At 53.6% G+C, this 14,167-nt stretch carries 15 protein-coding genes; 13 read left to right on the forward strand and 2 right to left on the reverse strand.

Features of this window, described 5'->3' with window-relative positions:
- Position 1 precedes the first annotated feature (1 nt).
- The 6 genes from RTE01_RS10995 (at position 2) to RTE01_RS11020 (ending at position 5,678) form a co-directional block, all read left to right on the forward strand.
- Positions 2–724, forward strand: a complete 723-nt coding sequence (locus RTE01_RS10995; RefSeq protein WP_134525466.1) for a hypothetical protein — start codon at positions 2–4, stop codon at positions 722–724.
- A complete protein-coding gene (locus tag RTE01_RS11000; protein ID WP_134525467.1) occupies positions 696–1,244 on the forward strand; it encodes a baseplate complex protein in 549 nt (182 codons plus the stop codon). Before RTE01_RS10995 ends, RTE01_RS11000 begins: the two co-directional genes overlap by 29 nt.
- Before the next feature lie 3 nt (positions 1,245–1,247).
- A complete protein-coding gene (locus RTE01_RS11005) occupies positions 1,248–2,927 on the forward strand; it encodes a hypothetical protein (protein WP_134525468.1) in 1,680 nt (559 codons plus the stop codon).
- Positions 2,928–2,997: 70 nt separating this feature from the next.
- On the forward strand, positions 2,998–3,303 hold the full coding sequence (locus RTE01_RS11010) for a hypothetical protein (protein ID WP_134525469.1): 306 nt from the start codon (positions 2,998–3,000) through the stop codon (positions 3,301–3,303).
- Positions 3,304–3,485: 182 nt separating this feature from the next.
- Positions 3,486–4,343 (forward strand): DNA-processing protein DprA, encoded by an 858-nt coding sequence (locus RTE01_RS11015; RefSeq protein WP_134525470.1) that lies wholly within the window; start codon positions 3,486–3,488, stop codon positions 4,341–4,343.
- A 12-nt stretch (positions 4,344–4,355) separates the two neighbouring features.
- Positions 4,356–5,678, forward strand: a complete 1,323-nt coding sequence (locus RTE01_RS11020) for a hypothetical protein (RefSeq protein ID WP_134525471.1) — start codon at positions 4,356–4,358, stop codon at positions 5,676–5,678.
- A 323-nt stretch (positions 5,679–6,001) separates the two neighbouring features.
- On the opposite strand, the gene RTE01_RS11025 is transcribed toward RTE01_RS11020, so the two are convergent.
- On the reverse strand, positions 6,002–7,687 hold the full coding sequence (locus tag RTE01_RS11025) for an aspartate:alanine antiporter (RefSeq protein WP_041147558.1): 1,686 nt from the start codon (positions 7,685–7,687) through the stop codon (positions 6,002–6,004).
- 269 nt (positions 7,688–7,956) lie between these two features.
- Here RTE01_RS11025 and ybjM point away from each other — a divergent pair, with 269 nt between their 5' ends.
- Entirely contained in the window at positions 7,957–8,340 is a 384-nt protein-coding gene (ybjM, locus tag RTE01_RS11030; protein WP_115193255.1) for an inner membrane protein YbjM, read from the forward strand.
- Positions 8,341–8,346: 6 nt separating this feature from the next.
- Here ybjM and RTE01_RS11035 read toward each other — a convergent pair whose 3' ends face one another.
- Positions 8,347–8,610: a GrxA family glutaredoxin gene (locus tag RTE01_RS11035; RefSeq protein WP_004859945.1), complete on the reverse strand. Its 264-nt coding sequence runs from the start codon at positions 8,608–8,610 to the stop codon at positions 8,347–8,349.
- A 205-nt stretch (positions 8,611–8,815) separates the two neighbouring features.
- On the opposite strand from RTE01_RS11035, the gene RTE01_RS11040 reads away from it, so the two are divergent.
- From RTE01_RS11040 to potG, 6 genes are all read left to right on the forward strand, one after another.
- The gene (locus RTE01_RS11040; RefSeq protein WP_134525472.1) at positions 8,816–9,106 is read left to right on the forward strand and encodes a YbjC family protein; all 291 of its coding nucleotides are present in this window, start codon (positions 8,816–8,818) and stop codon (positions 9,104–9,106) included.
- Positions 9,090–9,812 (forward strand): nitroreductase NfsA, encoded by a 723-nt coding sequence (gene nfsA / locus RTE01_RS11045; RefSeq protein ID WP_041144747.1) that lies wholly within the window; start codon positions 9,090–9,092, stop codon positions 9,810–9,812. The genes RTE01_RS11040 and nfsA overlap by 17 nt, the downstream gene beginning before the upstream one ends.
- 116 nt (positions 9,813–9,928) lie before the next feature.
- Positions 9,929–10,831, forward strand: a complete 903-nt coding sequence (rimK, locus tag RTE01_RS11050; protein ID WP_041144748.1) for a 30S ribosomal protein S6--L-glutamate ligase — start codon at positions 9,929–9,931, stop codon at positions 10,829–10,831.
- A gap of 88 nt (positions 10,832–10,919) precedes the next feature.
- Positions 10,920–11,402, forward strand: a complete 483-nt coding sequence (locus RTE01_RS11055; RefSeq protein WP_041144749.1) for a type III secretion system chaperone family protein — start codon at positions 10,920–10,922, stop codon at positions 11,400–11,402.
- Positions 11,403–11,749: 347 nt separating this feature from the next.
- Complete coding sequence (gene potF, locus RTE01_RS11060; RefSeq protein WP_041144750.1) at positions 11,750–12,862, forward strand: spermidine/putrescine ABC transporter substrate-binding protein PotF; 1,113 nt, start codon at positions 11,750–11,752, stop codon at positions 12,860–12,862.
- 163 nt (positions 12,863–13,025) lie between these two features.
- The gene (gene potG / locus RTE01_RS11065) at positions 13,026–14,159 is read left to right on the forward strand and encodes a putrescine ABC transporter ATP-binding subunit PotG (RefSeq protein ID WP_115193252.1); all 1,134 of its coding nucleotides are present in this window, start codon (positions 13,026–13,028) and stop codon (positions 14,157–14,159) included.
- Positions 14,160–14,167: the final 8 nt, after the last annotated feature.

A 14,167-nucleotide genomic window follows, 5' to 3' on the forward strand; every position in this document is an offset into this window, starting at 1 on the left:
CATGTGGAAATACAGTAAAATTCAGTTAAAAGAAACCATGCCGTTTGGAAGCTGTACTGTTTTGCCAGCGCACCCTTGGGTATATGGGCTTGGCCAGAAAACGGAGAACGGCACATATCTCAGCCCGGCGAATGCTGTTTCGTATCTGGCGCAGCAACTGGCTGATATCGGCGATATTTCCGATGTGGTGATATTCCTAATTACCGGCAGCAGCCATGATGATTTTATGCAGAATCTCGATGGACTGGTTGATGTTCTGCCGGTTCCCGCCATGACACAGGTTAAACGACTGGCGCAGTCGGCGGCAGAGCTGGCCACAGAGAGGATGCTGATCCCGTCACCTGCAATCGCGTCAGTTGCGGCCGTGCCGTTCTCCACACCGACAACACGCGCAGCGCTGAATGCGCAACGAATCGTGGAAGGGCAGATGCAGGCCGCATCCGGTTTTAGTCTGGCGGGGGCAAAGGCAGCGCTGGCCGACTTCATCCGGGAGAGAACCGGCATTCTTGACGAGGTGTCCAGCGGGCTGGGATCGCTGAAGGGGAAAAGCGCCCGTGCCTGGGCGTTCACCGCGCAGGGCGATATCACCACCACGCTGCGCAGCATGGTGAAAGATATTCCGGCCGTGTCGGCGGTGCATTGCGCTGCGGTGATGATGGTCGGGGAAAATCTGGCAGGACTCAGGGAGATGATACATGAACTCGATAGCGACACTGGCGCTTAACGGCGAAGGTATCCCGCTGAAAAATATGCGGGTCACGCTCACTATGCAGTTTCAGGATAAAGAGCAGTCCGGGCAGACCAGTTCCACTGCCAGGGCAGAGCAGGGAACGAAGGGCAAAGAGCTGCGCGTATCCGGCGAAGTACCGTTTAAAACCCCGGAGGTGCTGAAGCGCATCTTTGAGCTGGCCAGCGCCACCGGTGACGATGGCCAGCGGCAGAAATACCGGGTTGCGCACGATGCAGCCCGTGCAGTCGGATTCCGTGAAGCGACGTTTACCGGAAGCCTGGACGCGCCGCAGCAGGAAGGGCGCATGTCCTGGCTGGTCACGTTCACGCTGACCGAATTTATCAGCGTACCGGAAAAGCGGGAAGAGCGTGCGGCCGGAAAGGTCTCCGCACAGAAGCAAACGGCGGGTACAGGTGCCACGGGGAGCGGAACAGCCTCAGCCGGGGAAAGTGACGAGAAACTGACGTGGTTTGAGAGCAAGGTGCTTAAGCCCGTAAATGAAGCGCTGGGGTAATGCGTGAAACCAGTTCAACGAGTTTATTTATCAACGCAGCAGGTTCACTGCCCGGATATCGATCTGGTGCTGGAGCTGAACAGCTGCGGCCGGGGATTTATCACCGCACAGACGGATCAGGACTATACCGGCAAGCTGGTGCGGGTTGATGTGGGCTATACCGATCTGCTGCTTCGCTGGTTTACCGGGTACGTTGAGCGCTCCCAGCCTGCGGAAAACGGCTTCCAGCGCCTCTTCGTGCGCGAGCTGGCGGGCGTATTCGATAAGTTGTGGCCATGCTCCATGCAGCACCCGACACTGAAACAAATTGGCGGCTGGCTGGCAGAGCAGAGCGGCATCACCGTTCAGGTGCCGGATGCCACGTATGCGACTACGCCGATCCCCCATTTCACCCACAGCGGCACTGGTTTTCAGCTTCTGAATGTACTGGGGCAGGCATTCAGCGTGCCGGACTATATCTGGCATCCACTGCCGGACGGTGGATTATATCTGGGTGGTGCTGAAGGAGCCATGTTCGCCGGTCGGGAAGTGGAAATCCCGGCAGAATTTGCCCAAAGCACGGCGGGAGGCAACAGTATGACGCTGCCGGTGGTGCAGAGCCTGCGCCCCGGTGTGGAGATGAACGGCCAGCGGATCACCCGCGTTCATCTGCATAATGCGGATATGACCGTGACCTGGACGCCGCGCAACAAACAGACGGGCCAGCCGTTACAGAAAACCGCCTTTCAGCGCCAGATTGAAGCAGCTTACCCGGAGCTGGCCAACGGACTGCATACCCCAAGAATGGGGCGCGTCGTGGCGCATACCGAACCAGTCAGCAGCGGTAATTTTGCCGATCCGTTTCGCCCGCGCTACGCCGTGGATGTGCAACTGCTGGACGCGAACGGCAACCCGGACGGCAGCACGCCGGTGTATTCAGCCGTACCGCTGCCGGTGCCGATGGCGGGGCATGATTCCGGGCTGTTTCAGTTCCCGGCGCTGGGAACGCTGGTCGAAATCGGGTTCACCGGAGGGCGTCCGGATAAGCCTTTCATCCGTGGCAGTCATGCAGACGGTACAAGCCTGCCTGACCTGAAGTCGGGAGAGCAGCTGCAACAGCAACGCGAAGAGGTATCGCAGCGCGTCACCCAGGCCGGAGACTGGGAACGAAAAACCGATCAGAGTATCCGTGAAGACTCCATGTCCAGGGAAGTGACCGCCGATACGGAAAAACGCGAGCTGGTCACGCGGGAAACGATGGTGAAAGCCACTGACAAAACCACGGTGCTCGGCACGGCGCAAATGACGGCAGGGGCCATTCAGCAGATTGCGACCGGGGATTATGCTGTGGCCACAGGTCGAAATCGCCTGGCAACAATCAGCGGCGATGATGAAACGGAGGTTGCTGGCCAGCAGACCACAACCACTGGCAAAGGCCTGATAGAGAAGATTGGCGCGATACGCCGCAGCGTCGCCGCCGTGCAGCAGCAGATTGTTGCGCCGGTGGTCTGGATCGGCTCAGAACAAATAAATGTGACACAACTGATGCTGGACACGCTCGACGTGGTGAAAGAACTGGCCACACTCACTGCCAGACATGCCCACCCGGAGACCGGCCTGCCAACCAACGCCAGAGAGATTGAGGGGGTGGCGGCGAAGACCGATACACTTAACGAGAAATACTCCCCCATCATCGCTGAATAACCCCTCTTACTCAGCCCGCGTAATGCGGGTTTTTTTGTACCCGCCACCAGACCGCGCCAGACGCCCCAGAATGCCACGAACACCCAATCCAACGCGGGCTGCGCCAGAAATAGATCACCGCAGCAGATGGCGGCACGCTGCGCCACAGCCTGGCAAAATAAATCTTTCCCGGACGAAATCGGCGCTACACCGCACCCGCCTGCGGTTTTTGGATCATAAAAATTTTTCAGTTTTATTTTTCTTCAAACCGCACCGCCAGACCGCGCCAGTGCTGGCGGCTTTGCGGAAAACCAGAACTGAAAAGATTGAAAAGAATTTCAGTGTTTTTCAGTTTACTATAGTGTTTGGTATCAATGCTATGCCTTTAATGTGTTGATATTATTTATTTTTTTTTATTTTTTTTGGCCTCTGTTAAGCATTTTTAAAAAACCCATCTCCTAACTCCATATGGCTTTGAAAAACTACCGGAAACTGAAATGTATAAACAAACTGGATTTCAAATTGATTCATTATCTTATAATGTGGAGGACAGACAACGAGTGACTGATAGGAACAAACATGGATAGCTCTCTTACACTTACTGTTGCACAAAGTGAAGCTTGGCAACACGCAGCATTGATTTTAGCCAAAAAAATAGGAGTAGGATCCAAAAAATCCAATGCCGAGTTAAAAAGTTTATTATTAAATTTTGGGAGTATACAAAAGCTATATGATTATCACTTTTCAATGATACCACCCGATTCGGATATAGTTTCTAAGCTTGATAAGATATTTTCAAGTTTGAAAGTAAATTTTGGAGTGATTAATTGTTTAGACGATAATTATCCAGATTTACTTCAAGATATTTATGGTGCTCCACCTGTTTTGTATTATCGAGGTGATATTAATATATTGAAACTGCCTCGAAGCATTTCTTTTGTTGGTACAAGGAATCTTGATAATCCTGAACATATTACGCAAGGTTTAAATGCCTTGGAACGGCTTGTAAAAGCCGGTTTTCAGGTTATTGTCAGCGGACTTGCAAAAGGTTCGGATACGCTTGGCCATCAAACAGCAATAAAACTTGGAGCAAAAACGATAGCGGTTTTAGGTAACCCTATAAATATTGCCTATCCAGCTGAAAACAAAAAGCTTCAAGAATTGATTGCGAAAGAACATCTCGTTTTGAGTGAATATCCGGTTGGTATACTTTCTCAAGGCTCTTATTTTGCAAACAGAAATCTCACAACCGTTAGCCTTTCAAGAGAAGGTGTTGTGGTAGCAAGAGCTGGAGATAAAAGTGGAACTCAATATGCGATAAGAACATGTGTTGAACAAAACAAAACTGTTTATGCGTTAGAAAATAATATTCATGAACCAGAATATCAGTGGGTTCATAAGTATAAAAAATCGATTAAAGTTGTTAAGGATAGATAAAGGGAGTTTGCCATGAATTCAAGAGCTATAATCTTTGACTTAGATGATACAATCTTTGCTACAGAAGAATTTAAACCATACCTCCGAACCGAATTTGGACGAGAAACCATTCCTGGTCTTATTGAACGCGGTGAGATTGAAGTTAGAGAAAGGCATCAGGGCGTTGTGGAATATATCAATGAACTGATAAATAACGGGATTGCTATCTTTATATTCTCTGACTCTCCCTCGGCTTATTGTTTTGCTATTCTTGATAAAGGTGGTGTCAATGTAAGTCGAGATAATGTTTATTGTAGTCAACATAAACCTACAGTTGATGATAATAACATCTTTACTTCATATCAAGATATTTTGGTGGTTGGTGATAGTCCCAAAGATATATATTTTGCTCATTTAAGGGCTTTCCCCTCTATCTTGCTTGGAAGATTGAGCAAAAAATCCTGTGAATATTATAATCGCTGGACAAAGCCAAGTGCTATATGTACAAATCTGGATGAACTGAAATCTGCTGTTGATGACTACCTAAATGGACAGTTAGTTTTCCAGCAACATGATTTTAAAAAAAATTATGATACCGTCGATCCTGATGAGTGTGAATTAACAACAATACCATCAGAAAATATGGGGCATGCCTTTGAATATTGGCCAAATTCAGATGACTGGGATGACGTAGAAGATCGAAAAAAAGTATGGTTTGAAGTAAAGAGATCAATTAAAGTTGCAAAAGAATTAACTCCAAGCCAAATAGAAAGTAGTGAAAGAGTTGCATTTTACAATCGAAATAAAACTATCGGGTATGGAAAAGCTTTCAAAGCATTGATGTGGGTATCATTCCAGGAGTTTTTAAAATGGGCGAAAAAAGAGAAGCTAACTGGGAAAATATATTTGGTTCCTACACCACCCTCAGTTCCGATGGAATGTAATAAATCATTTCCGATGCTAATTTTGGCTGAGTGGTGGTCAAAGTATGCTTATTTTGCGCGGAAAAAGGGTGAGATAAACTTTATTCTTGAACATTTTTACATCGTTGAACGCTTTTGGCCAACGCCTCCAGCTCATATGTCAAATGGAAGGAGAGAGGTTAGGCCCCATCTTGAGACATTAGGTACTTATAAGAAAATCACAAAAAATGATGGAACGGCTGTAATAATTTTAGATGATATAGTTACCTCTGGAACTCAAATGAATGCTGTTGCAACACTACTAACCGAAGTTGGAATTTTTAAAAATGAGATTCCTTTTTACGGATACGCCTTTGCTCGAACAACACGTCCAGGTGCAGATGTCTCCGAATTGTTGAGGCTATTTAGCGCATCTGAAATTGCTGGATCATGAGTAACTATCCTACAGGCATTATGTCATGTTGCCCACTCCCACGCTTTGTCGAATGGACTCATGGTCGAGGAGGCTGCTTATTCTCCTCAACCAAACACAATGACTCTGTCGCCATTTCGTCGCCATTGGTGTTTGATGTTTGACATATGTTGTTGATTTTTATTCTTTTAATTTCAAGGCAACAAAAAACCCATCAACCTTGAACCTAAGTGGCGGGGTTGATGGGCTCCACAAAATGGGGACATCAAAGAAAAGCAGTGGCACTACTTATGACTGATGCCCGTAAGAAAAGTTCTGCCGATGTGCATTTTTTTCTCAAAAAATTACTGAAGCCCTGGCCAGATGATGACAATCAGCGTCCCGGCGAGGGTTAGCAGCACGTTGGCTATCGCGTAGGTCCCCGCATATCCCAGCGCCGGAATGTTGCTGCGTGCGGTGTCGCTGATAATCTCCATCGCCGGCGCGCAGGTTCGCGCTCCCATCATCGCGCCAAACAGCATTGCGCGGTTCATGCGCAGAACGTAGGCGCCGAACAGGAAGCAGATAACCACCGGCACCAGGCTGACCACCAGGCCCGCCGCCAGCATCTGTCCGCCGACGGCGCCGAGGCCGTGGCCAATCCCGGCGCCGGCGCTCAGGCCGACCCCGGCCATAAAGACCATCAGGCCGAACTCTTTCACCATATTCAGCGCCCCCTGCGGGATGTAGCCGAAAGTCGGGTGGTTGGCCCGCAGGAAGCCAAGCATGATCCCGGCGAACAGCAGCCCCGCGGCGTTGCCGATCCCGAAGCTGAACGAGCTGAACTGGAAGGTGATCATCCCGATCATCAGGCCGACGATGAAAAAGGCGCAGAAGGCGAGCAGGTCGGTGACCTGGCTATGAATGGAGATAAAGCCGATGCGGTCGGCCACGGTTTTTACCCGTCGCGCGTCGCCGCTGACCTGCAGAACGTCGCCTTTGTTGAGCACCACGTTATCGTCAATCGGCATCTCAATCTGGCTGCGGATCACGCGGTTTAAGAAACAGCCGTGATCGGTCAGCTTCAGCTGGGCGAGACGACGGCCCACCGCATTGTGGTTTTTCACCACAATCTCTTCGGTGACGATGCGCATATCCAGCAGGTCGCGGTCGAAGACCTCCTTGCCGTTGCGAAAGCTGGGGTCGAGGCGGGCGTGGGCGTCCGGATAGCCCACCAGCGCGATATCATCCCCTTTCTGCAGCACCGCATCGCCGTCCGGGTTGGCCAGAATGCCGTTACGCCGAATACGTTCGATATAGCAGCCGGTCTGACGGTAGATGCCCAGCTCGCGCAGATTTTTACCGTCCGCCCAGGCCACCAGCTCCGGGCCAACGCGATAGGCGCGGATCACCGGCAGATAGACCTTGCGCTTGGAGTCGGTATCCAGCCCGCGCTCGCGGGCAATCTGCTGGGCGCTGGTTTGCAGATCCTGATGCTGCAGCTTGGGCATATAGCGCGCGCCGACGATCAGGCTCACCAGGCCAACCAGATAGGTCAGGGCGTAGCCGAGGCTCAGATGATCGAGCGAAAGCGCCAGCTGGTCGGCGGGCAGACCGAAATGGCGCAGAGTGTCGCCAGCGCCCACCAGCACTGGCGTGGAGGTCATGGCGCCGGCGAGCATCCCTGCGGTCAGGCCGATATCCCAGCCGAAGAGTTTACCCAGCCCTAAGGCCAGCAGCATCGCGCTGCCGACCATCACCAGGGCGAGCATCAAATAGTTTTTCCCGTCGCGGAAAAAAATAGAAAAAAAGTTGGGGCCGGCTTCGACGCCGACGCAAAAAATAAACAACATGAAGCCCAGATTCAGCGCGTCAGTGTTAATACTGAAATGCTGCTGGCCTAATAATAAGGAAACCACTAAAACGCCAATGGAATTACCAAGTTGTACTGACCCGAGGCGCAGTTTCCCGAGACAAAGACCGAGTGCAAGGACAACGAATAATAACAGGATGTAATTCCCGTTTAACAAATCTGCGACGTTTATATTCACGAAAACCAACTTCTCATTTACTAGTAAGTTGTTGAAGGAAATGGTTATTTGGTCTAAGGTTGCTCCAGTGTTCGCGTTGTCCCGAACCCTATTCTGGCATCCCGTTATAACCGGCAAAAATATAGTCGATAGTTTAATCCTTCCTGGATGCTGCGGCTAGTCACAATCGTATTTACTCCGGCGGGAGCCTTTATTGGCATGGATTGCCAGAATGCTTTATCTGACTGGGCTAATTGGAAGTGGGTTAGAGGCAGAATCAGGAGGATGTTGTGAAAGCTGAGCGTGCCTGGACGGGTGCCGTCTGCGGATTTTTTCTGTTTGTCGTGGTCTGTTTATCGCTGTTACTACATATGAAAGGCACCTTTCGGGCTGGCGGTAACCCAGAGCTCGGGCTGCTGCTTTTTTTGCTGCCCGGCGCGCTGGCGAGCTCTCTCTCTCCGGGACGACGCGTGATACAGCCGCTGGTCGGCGCAATTCTGGCGGCGCCGGTTTGCCTGGCGGTGATGCGGATTTTCTTTGTTACTCAGCGGACGTTCTGGCAGGAGCTGGCGTGGCTGTTTAGCGCGGTATTCTGGTGCGCGCTCGGCGCGCTGTGCTTTATGTTTATCTGCGCCTGGCTCGATACCAGACGCAGCAACTCATCGGAGCATTAAACCGTCTCAGGCAAACAGGCCGAGGTTCTCTTTGGCCCAGGCTTCAAAGTCTGTGCAGCCGCCGATGTGCTTCTGATCGACGAAAATCTGCGGCACGGTTTCAACCGGTTTACCTACGGTCTTTTCCAGATCGCTTTTGCTGATGCCCTCAGCGTGAATATCAACGTAGCGGTAGTTAAAATCGTCGCGCTCGTTGGTCAGTTTTTCAGCCAGCTCTTTGGCACGGACGCAATAGGGGCAACCTGGACGACCAAAAATTACGGTAAACATTATTTCTCTCCTTAAATCTCAGCCGGATGGCGAATGACTCCTATGATGCCGCGTTCTGCCGGCGAGTAAAAGAAGGTTCTGCCTTTTGCTTCGATGGTTTAAGGCTATGTTTGATAAATGACTTTGCTTTTAAACCGTTATACTAACCTCGTTGCGCGACGATTTTTTGCTTCGCCGCGCTAAGCCCACGGACTGGAGGAGAGCGATGCGTTCGCCCGCTGTGTTACCCAAAAGCGTTCTGGTGATAGAGATCGTCGGCATCGTACTGCTGACGCTGGCCTGGCTCTCGCTTAATCAGTACGTGCAGCTGCCGGCGCCTTTTGCCAGCCCAACCGCCGCGCTAATAATGATCTTTGCCGGCGTCCTGCTGATGATCCCGGCCGCCATCGCGCTGGTGTGGCGGATGGCGAAGATCGTTGCTCCCCAGCTAACCGAAAGCAAAAAAACACCTTCTTCATTGTCAGACAGAGAAAAACGAGATGACGCCGACCATTGAGCTGCTGCGTAGCCACCGCTCCATTCGCCACTTTACCGACGCACCCGTCAGCGACGAACAGCGCGCGGCGATTATTGCCAGCGCGCAGGGAGCCTCCAGCTCCAGCTTTTTACAGTGTACTTCGATTATCCGTATTACCGACCCGCGCCTGCGCGAGCAGCTGGCGGCGATGAGCGGCGGCCAGCAGCACGTGGTGCAGGCGGCAGAGTTTTGGCTATTCTGCGCCGACTTTAACCGCCTGCTGCAGATTTGCCCGGACGCCCAGTTGGGCCTCGCGGAGCAGCTTCTGCTTGGCGCCGTCGATACTGCGATGCTGGCGCAGAACGCGCTGGTGGCCGCGGAGTCGCTGGGCCTTGGCGGGGTCTATATCGGCGGCATTCGCAACAGCATTGAGGCGGTGACCGAGCTGCTGAACCTGCCGCAGCACGTCCTGCCGCTGTTTGGCATGTGTCTCGGCTGGCCAGCCGATAATCCGGACGTCAAGCCGCGCATGCCGGCGGCGATGCTGGTCCACGAAAACGGCTATCAGCCGGTCGATGACGAGGTGCTGGCCCAGTATGATGAGCAGCTGGCGCAGTACTACCTGTCGCGCAGCAGCAACGCGCGCCGGGATACCTGGAGCGACCATATCCGCCGTACCATCATTAAAGAAAGCCGCCCGTTTATTCTCGACTATCTGCATAAGCAGGGCTGGGCAACGCGCTGATTGCGTGTAAACTGCTGCCGGACTGGCATCCGGGGGTTGCGCCAGGCCAGCGCGAATGTTGAGACTTATCAGCTATCAACGGCCCGTCTGAACGGGCCTTTTTGCCGAGGTGCAGGGTGAAAATTGCCATATTATCCCGGGACGGGACGCTCTATTCATGTCGCCGCCTGACCGAAGCCGCGCACAAATGCGGTCACCAGGTGGAAATCCTCGATCCGCTCTCCTGCTATATGAACGTCAGCCCGGTGGCCTCATCGATTCACTATAAAGGCCGCCAGCTGCCGCATTTCGATGCGGTGATCCCGCGCATCGGCTCGGCCATTACCTATTACGGCACCGCCGCGCTGCGCCAGTTCGAGCTGCTGGGCAGCTATCCACTGAATGAATCCGTCGCCATTACCCGCGCGCGCGACAAGCTGCGCTCGCTGCAGCTGCTGGCGCGTCAGGGGATCGACCTGCCGCTGACCGGTATTGCCCACTCCCCGGACGACACCAGCGACCTGATCGCCATGGTCGGCGGCGCGCCGCTGGTGGTCAAACTGGTCGAGGGCACGCAGGGGATCGGCGTGGTGCTGGCAGAGACCCGCCAGGCGGCGGAGAGCGTGATTGACGCCTTCCGCGTGCTCAACGCCCATATTCTGGTGCAGGAGTATATCGCCGAAGCGAAAGGGCGGGATATTCGCTGCCTGGTGGTGGGGGACGAAGTCGTGGCAGCCATTGAGCGGCGGGCGAAAGAGGGCGATTTCCGCTCCAATCTGCACCGCGGCGGCGTCGCTACGGTGGCAACGATTAGCGAGCAGGAGAGAGCGATCGCCATCAAGGCGGCAAAAACGCTCGGTCTGGACGTTGCCGGGGTCGATATCCTGCGCGCCAACCGCGGGCCGCTGGTGATGGAGGTTAACGCCTCGCCGGGCCTTGAGGGCATTGAAACCACCACCGGGGTTGATATCGCCGGGCACATGATTGCCTGGATTGAGCGCCAGGCGACGCCAGAATTCTGCCTGAAAATGGGCGGATAGCGCGCATTGATGACACTTTCATGGTATGCGCCGCGTTTTTTGCGTAAGCTATGACGTCGTTTTTCCACAGCAAGAGGTTACAGGTCATATGGATTCTCTGGTCGTTCCGGGTCTGGATACGTTACGTCACTGGCTCGACGAATTAGGCATCAGCTTTTTTGAGTGTGATTCCTGCCAGGCTTTGCACCTGCCGCACATGCAGAACTTCGACGGCATTTTTGACGCCAAGCTCGATCTGGTGGATAACGTGGTGCTCTTTTCCGCGCTGGCGGAGGTGAAGCCGTCCGCGCTGCTGCCGCTGTCGGCGGATCTCTCGGCGATTAACGCCAGCTCGCTGACCGCCAAAGCCTTCCTCGATATCCAGGACGACAATCTGCCCAAGCTGGTGGTTTGTCAGGCGCTGCCGGTCGGCGTCGGCATTACCCTTGAGCAGTTCGGCTGGTTCTTCCGCCAGGGCGAAGAGCAGATCTCGATGGTTATCCTCGAAGCCGCGGCCAACCAGCTGCTGTATAAGGCCGATGAGGAAGAGGATCTCGCGGTGCAGGAGGTTCAGCACCATTTTCTTCACTAGCCTCGCCGGTGAATAGCGCAGCCACTGCCAGAGCGGCTGCGTATTACACGCTTTTATTCTGCTATTAACCCGCCGTTAAAGAATTATTCACCGCCATTCTGCCGCTTTCGGCTTATCACATAGACCCATATTGCATAAAAAATTGATAAAAGCCGTTATTTTACCTGGGCTATAGCCTCTTATTCTGGCTACAGTTATTCTGACGCTGCTTCCAGTTGCGGGCAACCATTCCGGGAGAGGTCCTCTCTCCTTTTCTTAGACAATGAAAAAATATGCATGATTTTTGCATGCGGATAATTGCGTATATTAAGTCCGTGGTTAACGGGCATTGAGAAGGAATAAGAGATATGACCGCCTTTGGTAAAAAATGGTTAACAGGCTTGGTGACCGGCGCGCTGATGGCCGTCTCTGCCGGTTCGCTCGCCGCTGAACAGAAAACCCTGCACGTTTATAACTGGTCTGACTATATTGCCCCGGACACGGTGGCCGATTTTGAAAAAGAGACCGGGATTAAAGTGGTGTACGACGTTTTTGATTCCAACGAAGTGCTGGAAGGCAAACTGATGGCGGGCAGCACCGGCTTTGACCTGGTGGTACCCTCAGCCAGCTTCCTCGAGCGCCAGCTGGCGGCGGGGGTGTTCCAGCCGCTGGATAAAAGCAAGCTGCCCAACTGGAAAAACCTCGACCCGGAAGTCTTAAAGCTGGTCGCTAAGCACGACCCGGAAAATAAATACGCGATGCCGTATCTGTGGGCCACCACCGGGATTGGCTATAACGTCGATAAAGTGAAGGCCGCGCTGGGTAAAGACGCGCCGCTGGATAGCTGGGATCTGGTGCTGAAGCCGGAAAACCTCGAAAAACTGAAAAGCTGCGGCGTCTCCTTCCTTGACGCACCGGAAGAGATTTTTGCCACCGTACTTAACTACCTCGGCAAAGACCCGAACAGCATGAAGGCCGATGACTATACCGGTCCGGCGACCGACCTGCTGCTCAAGCTGCGGCCGAACATCCGCTACTTCCACTCCTCGCAGTATATTAACGACCTGGCCAACGGCGATATCTGCGTCGCGATCGGCTGGGCGGGCGACGTATGGCAGGCCGCAAACCGAGCCAAAGAGGCGAAAAATGGCGTCAATGTCTCCTACTTTATTCCGAAAGAGGGGGCGATGGCGTTCTTTGACGTCTTTGCGATGCCGGCAGATGCTAAGAATAAAGATGAAGCCTATCAGTTCCTTAACTATCTGATGCGCCCTGAAGTTATCGCTAAGATTAGCGATCAGGTGTACTACGCCAACGGCAACAAGGCTTCTACGCCGCTGGTCAGCGAAGCCATCCGCAGCAATCCGGCAATTTATCCGCCGGCCGACGTGTTCGCCAAGCTGTTCACCCTGAAGGTTCAGGAGCCGAAAATTGACCGCGTGCGCACCCGCGCGTGGACCAAGGTAAAAAGCGGGAAATAAAACCTGATGGCCCGGTTCGCCGGGCCTGAAAAGGGTATAAATAGCCGGAGTATTGCAGTATGCCCGGCTAAAAAAACGCACCAGGATGGTGCGACTGCACGATAAAGAATGATGTATGGCAACCGGGCCATACGGTGGTGAGTTTTTGCCGGAGAGCGCTTAAGTGAATGACCTAATTTCCCGCCCACAAATGAAAGCCCCGAAAGCGCTGACCCCGCTGCTGGAAATCCGTAACCTGACCAAATCGTTCGATGGTCAGCACGCCGTCGATGACGTCAATCTCACGATTTATAAAGGCGAAATCTTCGCCCTGCTGGGCGCGTCCGGCTGCGGGAAATCAACGCTGCTGCGCATGCTGGCGGGCTTTGAGCAGCCGACAGCCGGACAGATTATGCTCGATGGCGTCGACCTGTCGCGCGTCCCGCCTTACCAGCGGCCTATCAACATGATGTTTCAGTCTTACGCGCTGTTCCCCCATATGACGGTGGAGCAGAACATCGCCTTTGGCCTGAAGCAGGACAAGCTGCCGAAAGCCGAAATCGCCAGCCGGGTACAGGAGATGCTGGCGCTGGTGCATATGCAGGAGTTTGCCAAACGCAAGCCGCACCAGCTTTCCGGCGGCCAGCGTCAGCGCGTGGCCCTGGCGCGCAGCCTGGCAAAAAGGCCGAAGCTGCTGCTGCTCGACGAACCGATGGGCGCGCTGGATAAAAAGTTGCGTGACCGAATGCAGCTGGAGGTGGTGGACATCCTCGAGCGCGTGGGGGCGACCTGCGTCATGGTGACCCACGATCAGGAAGAAGCGATGACCATGGCGGGGCGCATTGCGATCATGAATCGCGGCAAGTTCGTGCAAATCGGCGAGCCGGAGGAGATCTACGAGCACCCGACGACCCGCTATAGCGCGGAGTTTATCGGCTCGGTCAACGTCTTCGAAGGGCTGGTGCAGGAGCGGCTGGAGGATGGTCTGGTCCTGAACTCGCCGGGGCTGGTGCATCCGCTCAAGGTTGACCCCGACGCTTCCGTCGTCGACAACGTGCCGGTGTGGGTCGCCCTGCGTCCGGAGAAAATCATGCTCTGCGACGAGCCGCCGGCGGACGGCTATAACTTTGCCGTCGGGGAAGTTATCTACATTGCCTACCTCGGCGATCTGTCTATCTACCACGTGCGCCTGAAAAGCGGGCAGATGCTCAGCGCCCAGCTGCAGAACGAACATCGTCATCGCAAAGGCTCGCCAACCTGGGGTGATGAAGTCCGTTTATGCTGGGATGCGGACAGCTGCGTTGTTCTGACGGTGTAAGGAGAGGG

The sequence above is a fragment of the Klebsiella terrigena genome (assembly GCF_006539725.1).
GTDB lineage: Bacteria > Pseudomonadota > Gammaproteobacteria > Enterobacterales > Enterobacteriaceae > Klebsiella > Klebsiella terrigena.

Bases quoted from the DNA above. Each gene is read 5' to 3' on its own strand.
- RTE01_RS11000 (WP_134525467.1), top strand. From the start codon at position 696: ATGAACTCGATAGCGACACTGGCGCTTAACGGCGAAGGTATCCCGCTG.
- RTE01_RS10995 (WP_134525466.1), top strand. From the start codon at position 2: ATGTGGAAATACAGTAAAATTCAGTTAAAAGAAACCATGCCGTTTGGA.
- RTE01_RS11015 (WP_134525470.1), top strand. From the start codon at position 3,486: ATGGATAGCTCTCTTACACTTACTGTTGCACAAAGTGAAGCTTGGCAA.
- RTE01_RS11040 (WP_134525472.1), top strand. From the start codon at position 8,816: ATGCGTTCGCCCGCTGTGTTACCCAAAAGCGTTCTGGTGATAGAGATC.
- nfsA (WP_041144747.1), top strand. From the start codon at position 9,090: ATGACGCCGACCATTGAGCTGCTGCGTAGCCACCGCTCCATTCGCCAC.
- RTE01_RS11010 (WP_134525469.1), top strand. From the start codon at position 2,998: ATGCCACGAACACCCAATCCAACGCGGGCTGCGCCAGAAATAGATCAC.
- RTE01_RS11055 (WP_041144749.1), top strand. From the start codon at position 10,920: ATGGATTCTCTGGTCGTTCCGGGTCTGGATACGTTACGTCACTGGCTC.
- RTE01_RS11035 (WP_004859945.1), bottom strand. From the start codon at position 8,610: ATGTTTACCGTAATTTTTGGTCGTCCAGGTTGCCCCTATTGCGTCCGT.
- RTE01_RS11020 (WP_134525471.1), top strand. From the start codon at position 4,356: ATGAATTCAAGAGCTATAATCTTTGACTTAGATGATACAATCTTTGCT.
- potF (WP_041144750.1), top strand. From the start codon at position 11,750: ATGACCGCCTTTGGTAAAAAATGGTTAACAGGCTTGGTGACCGGCGCG.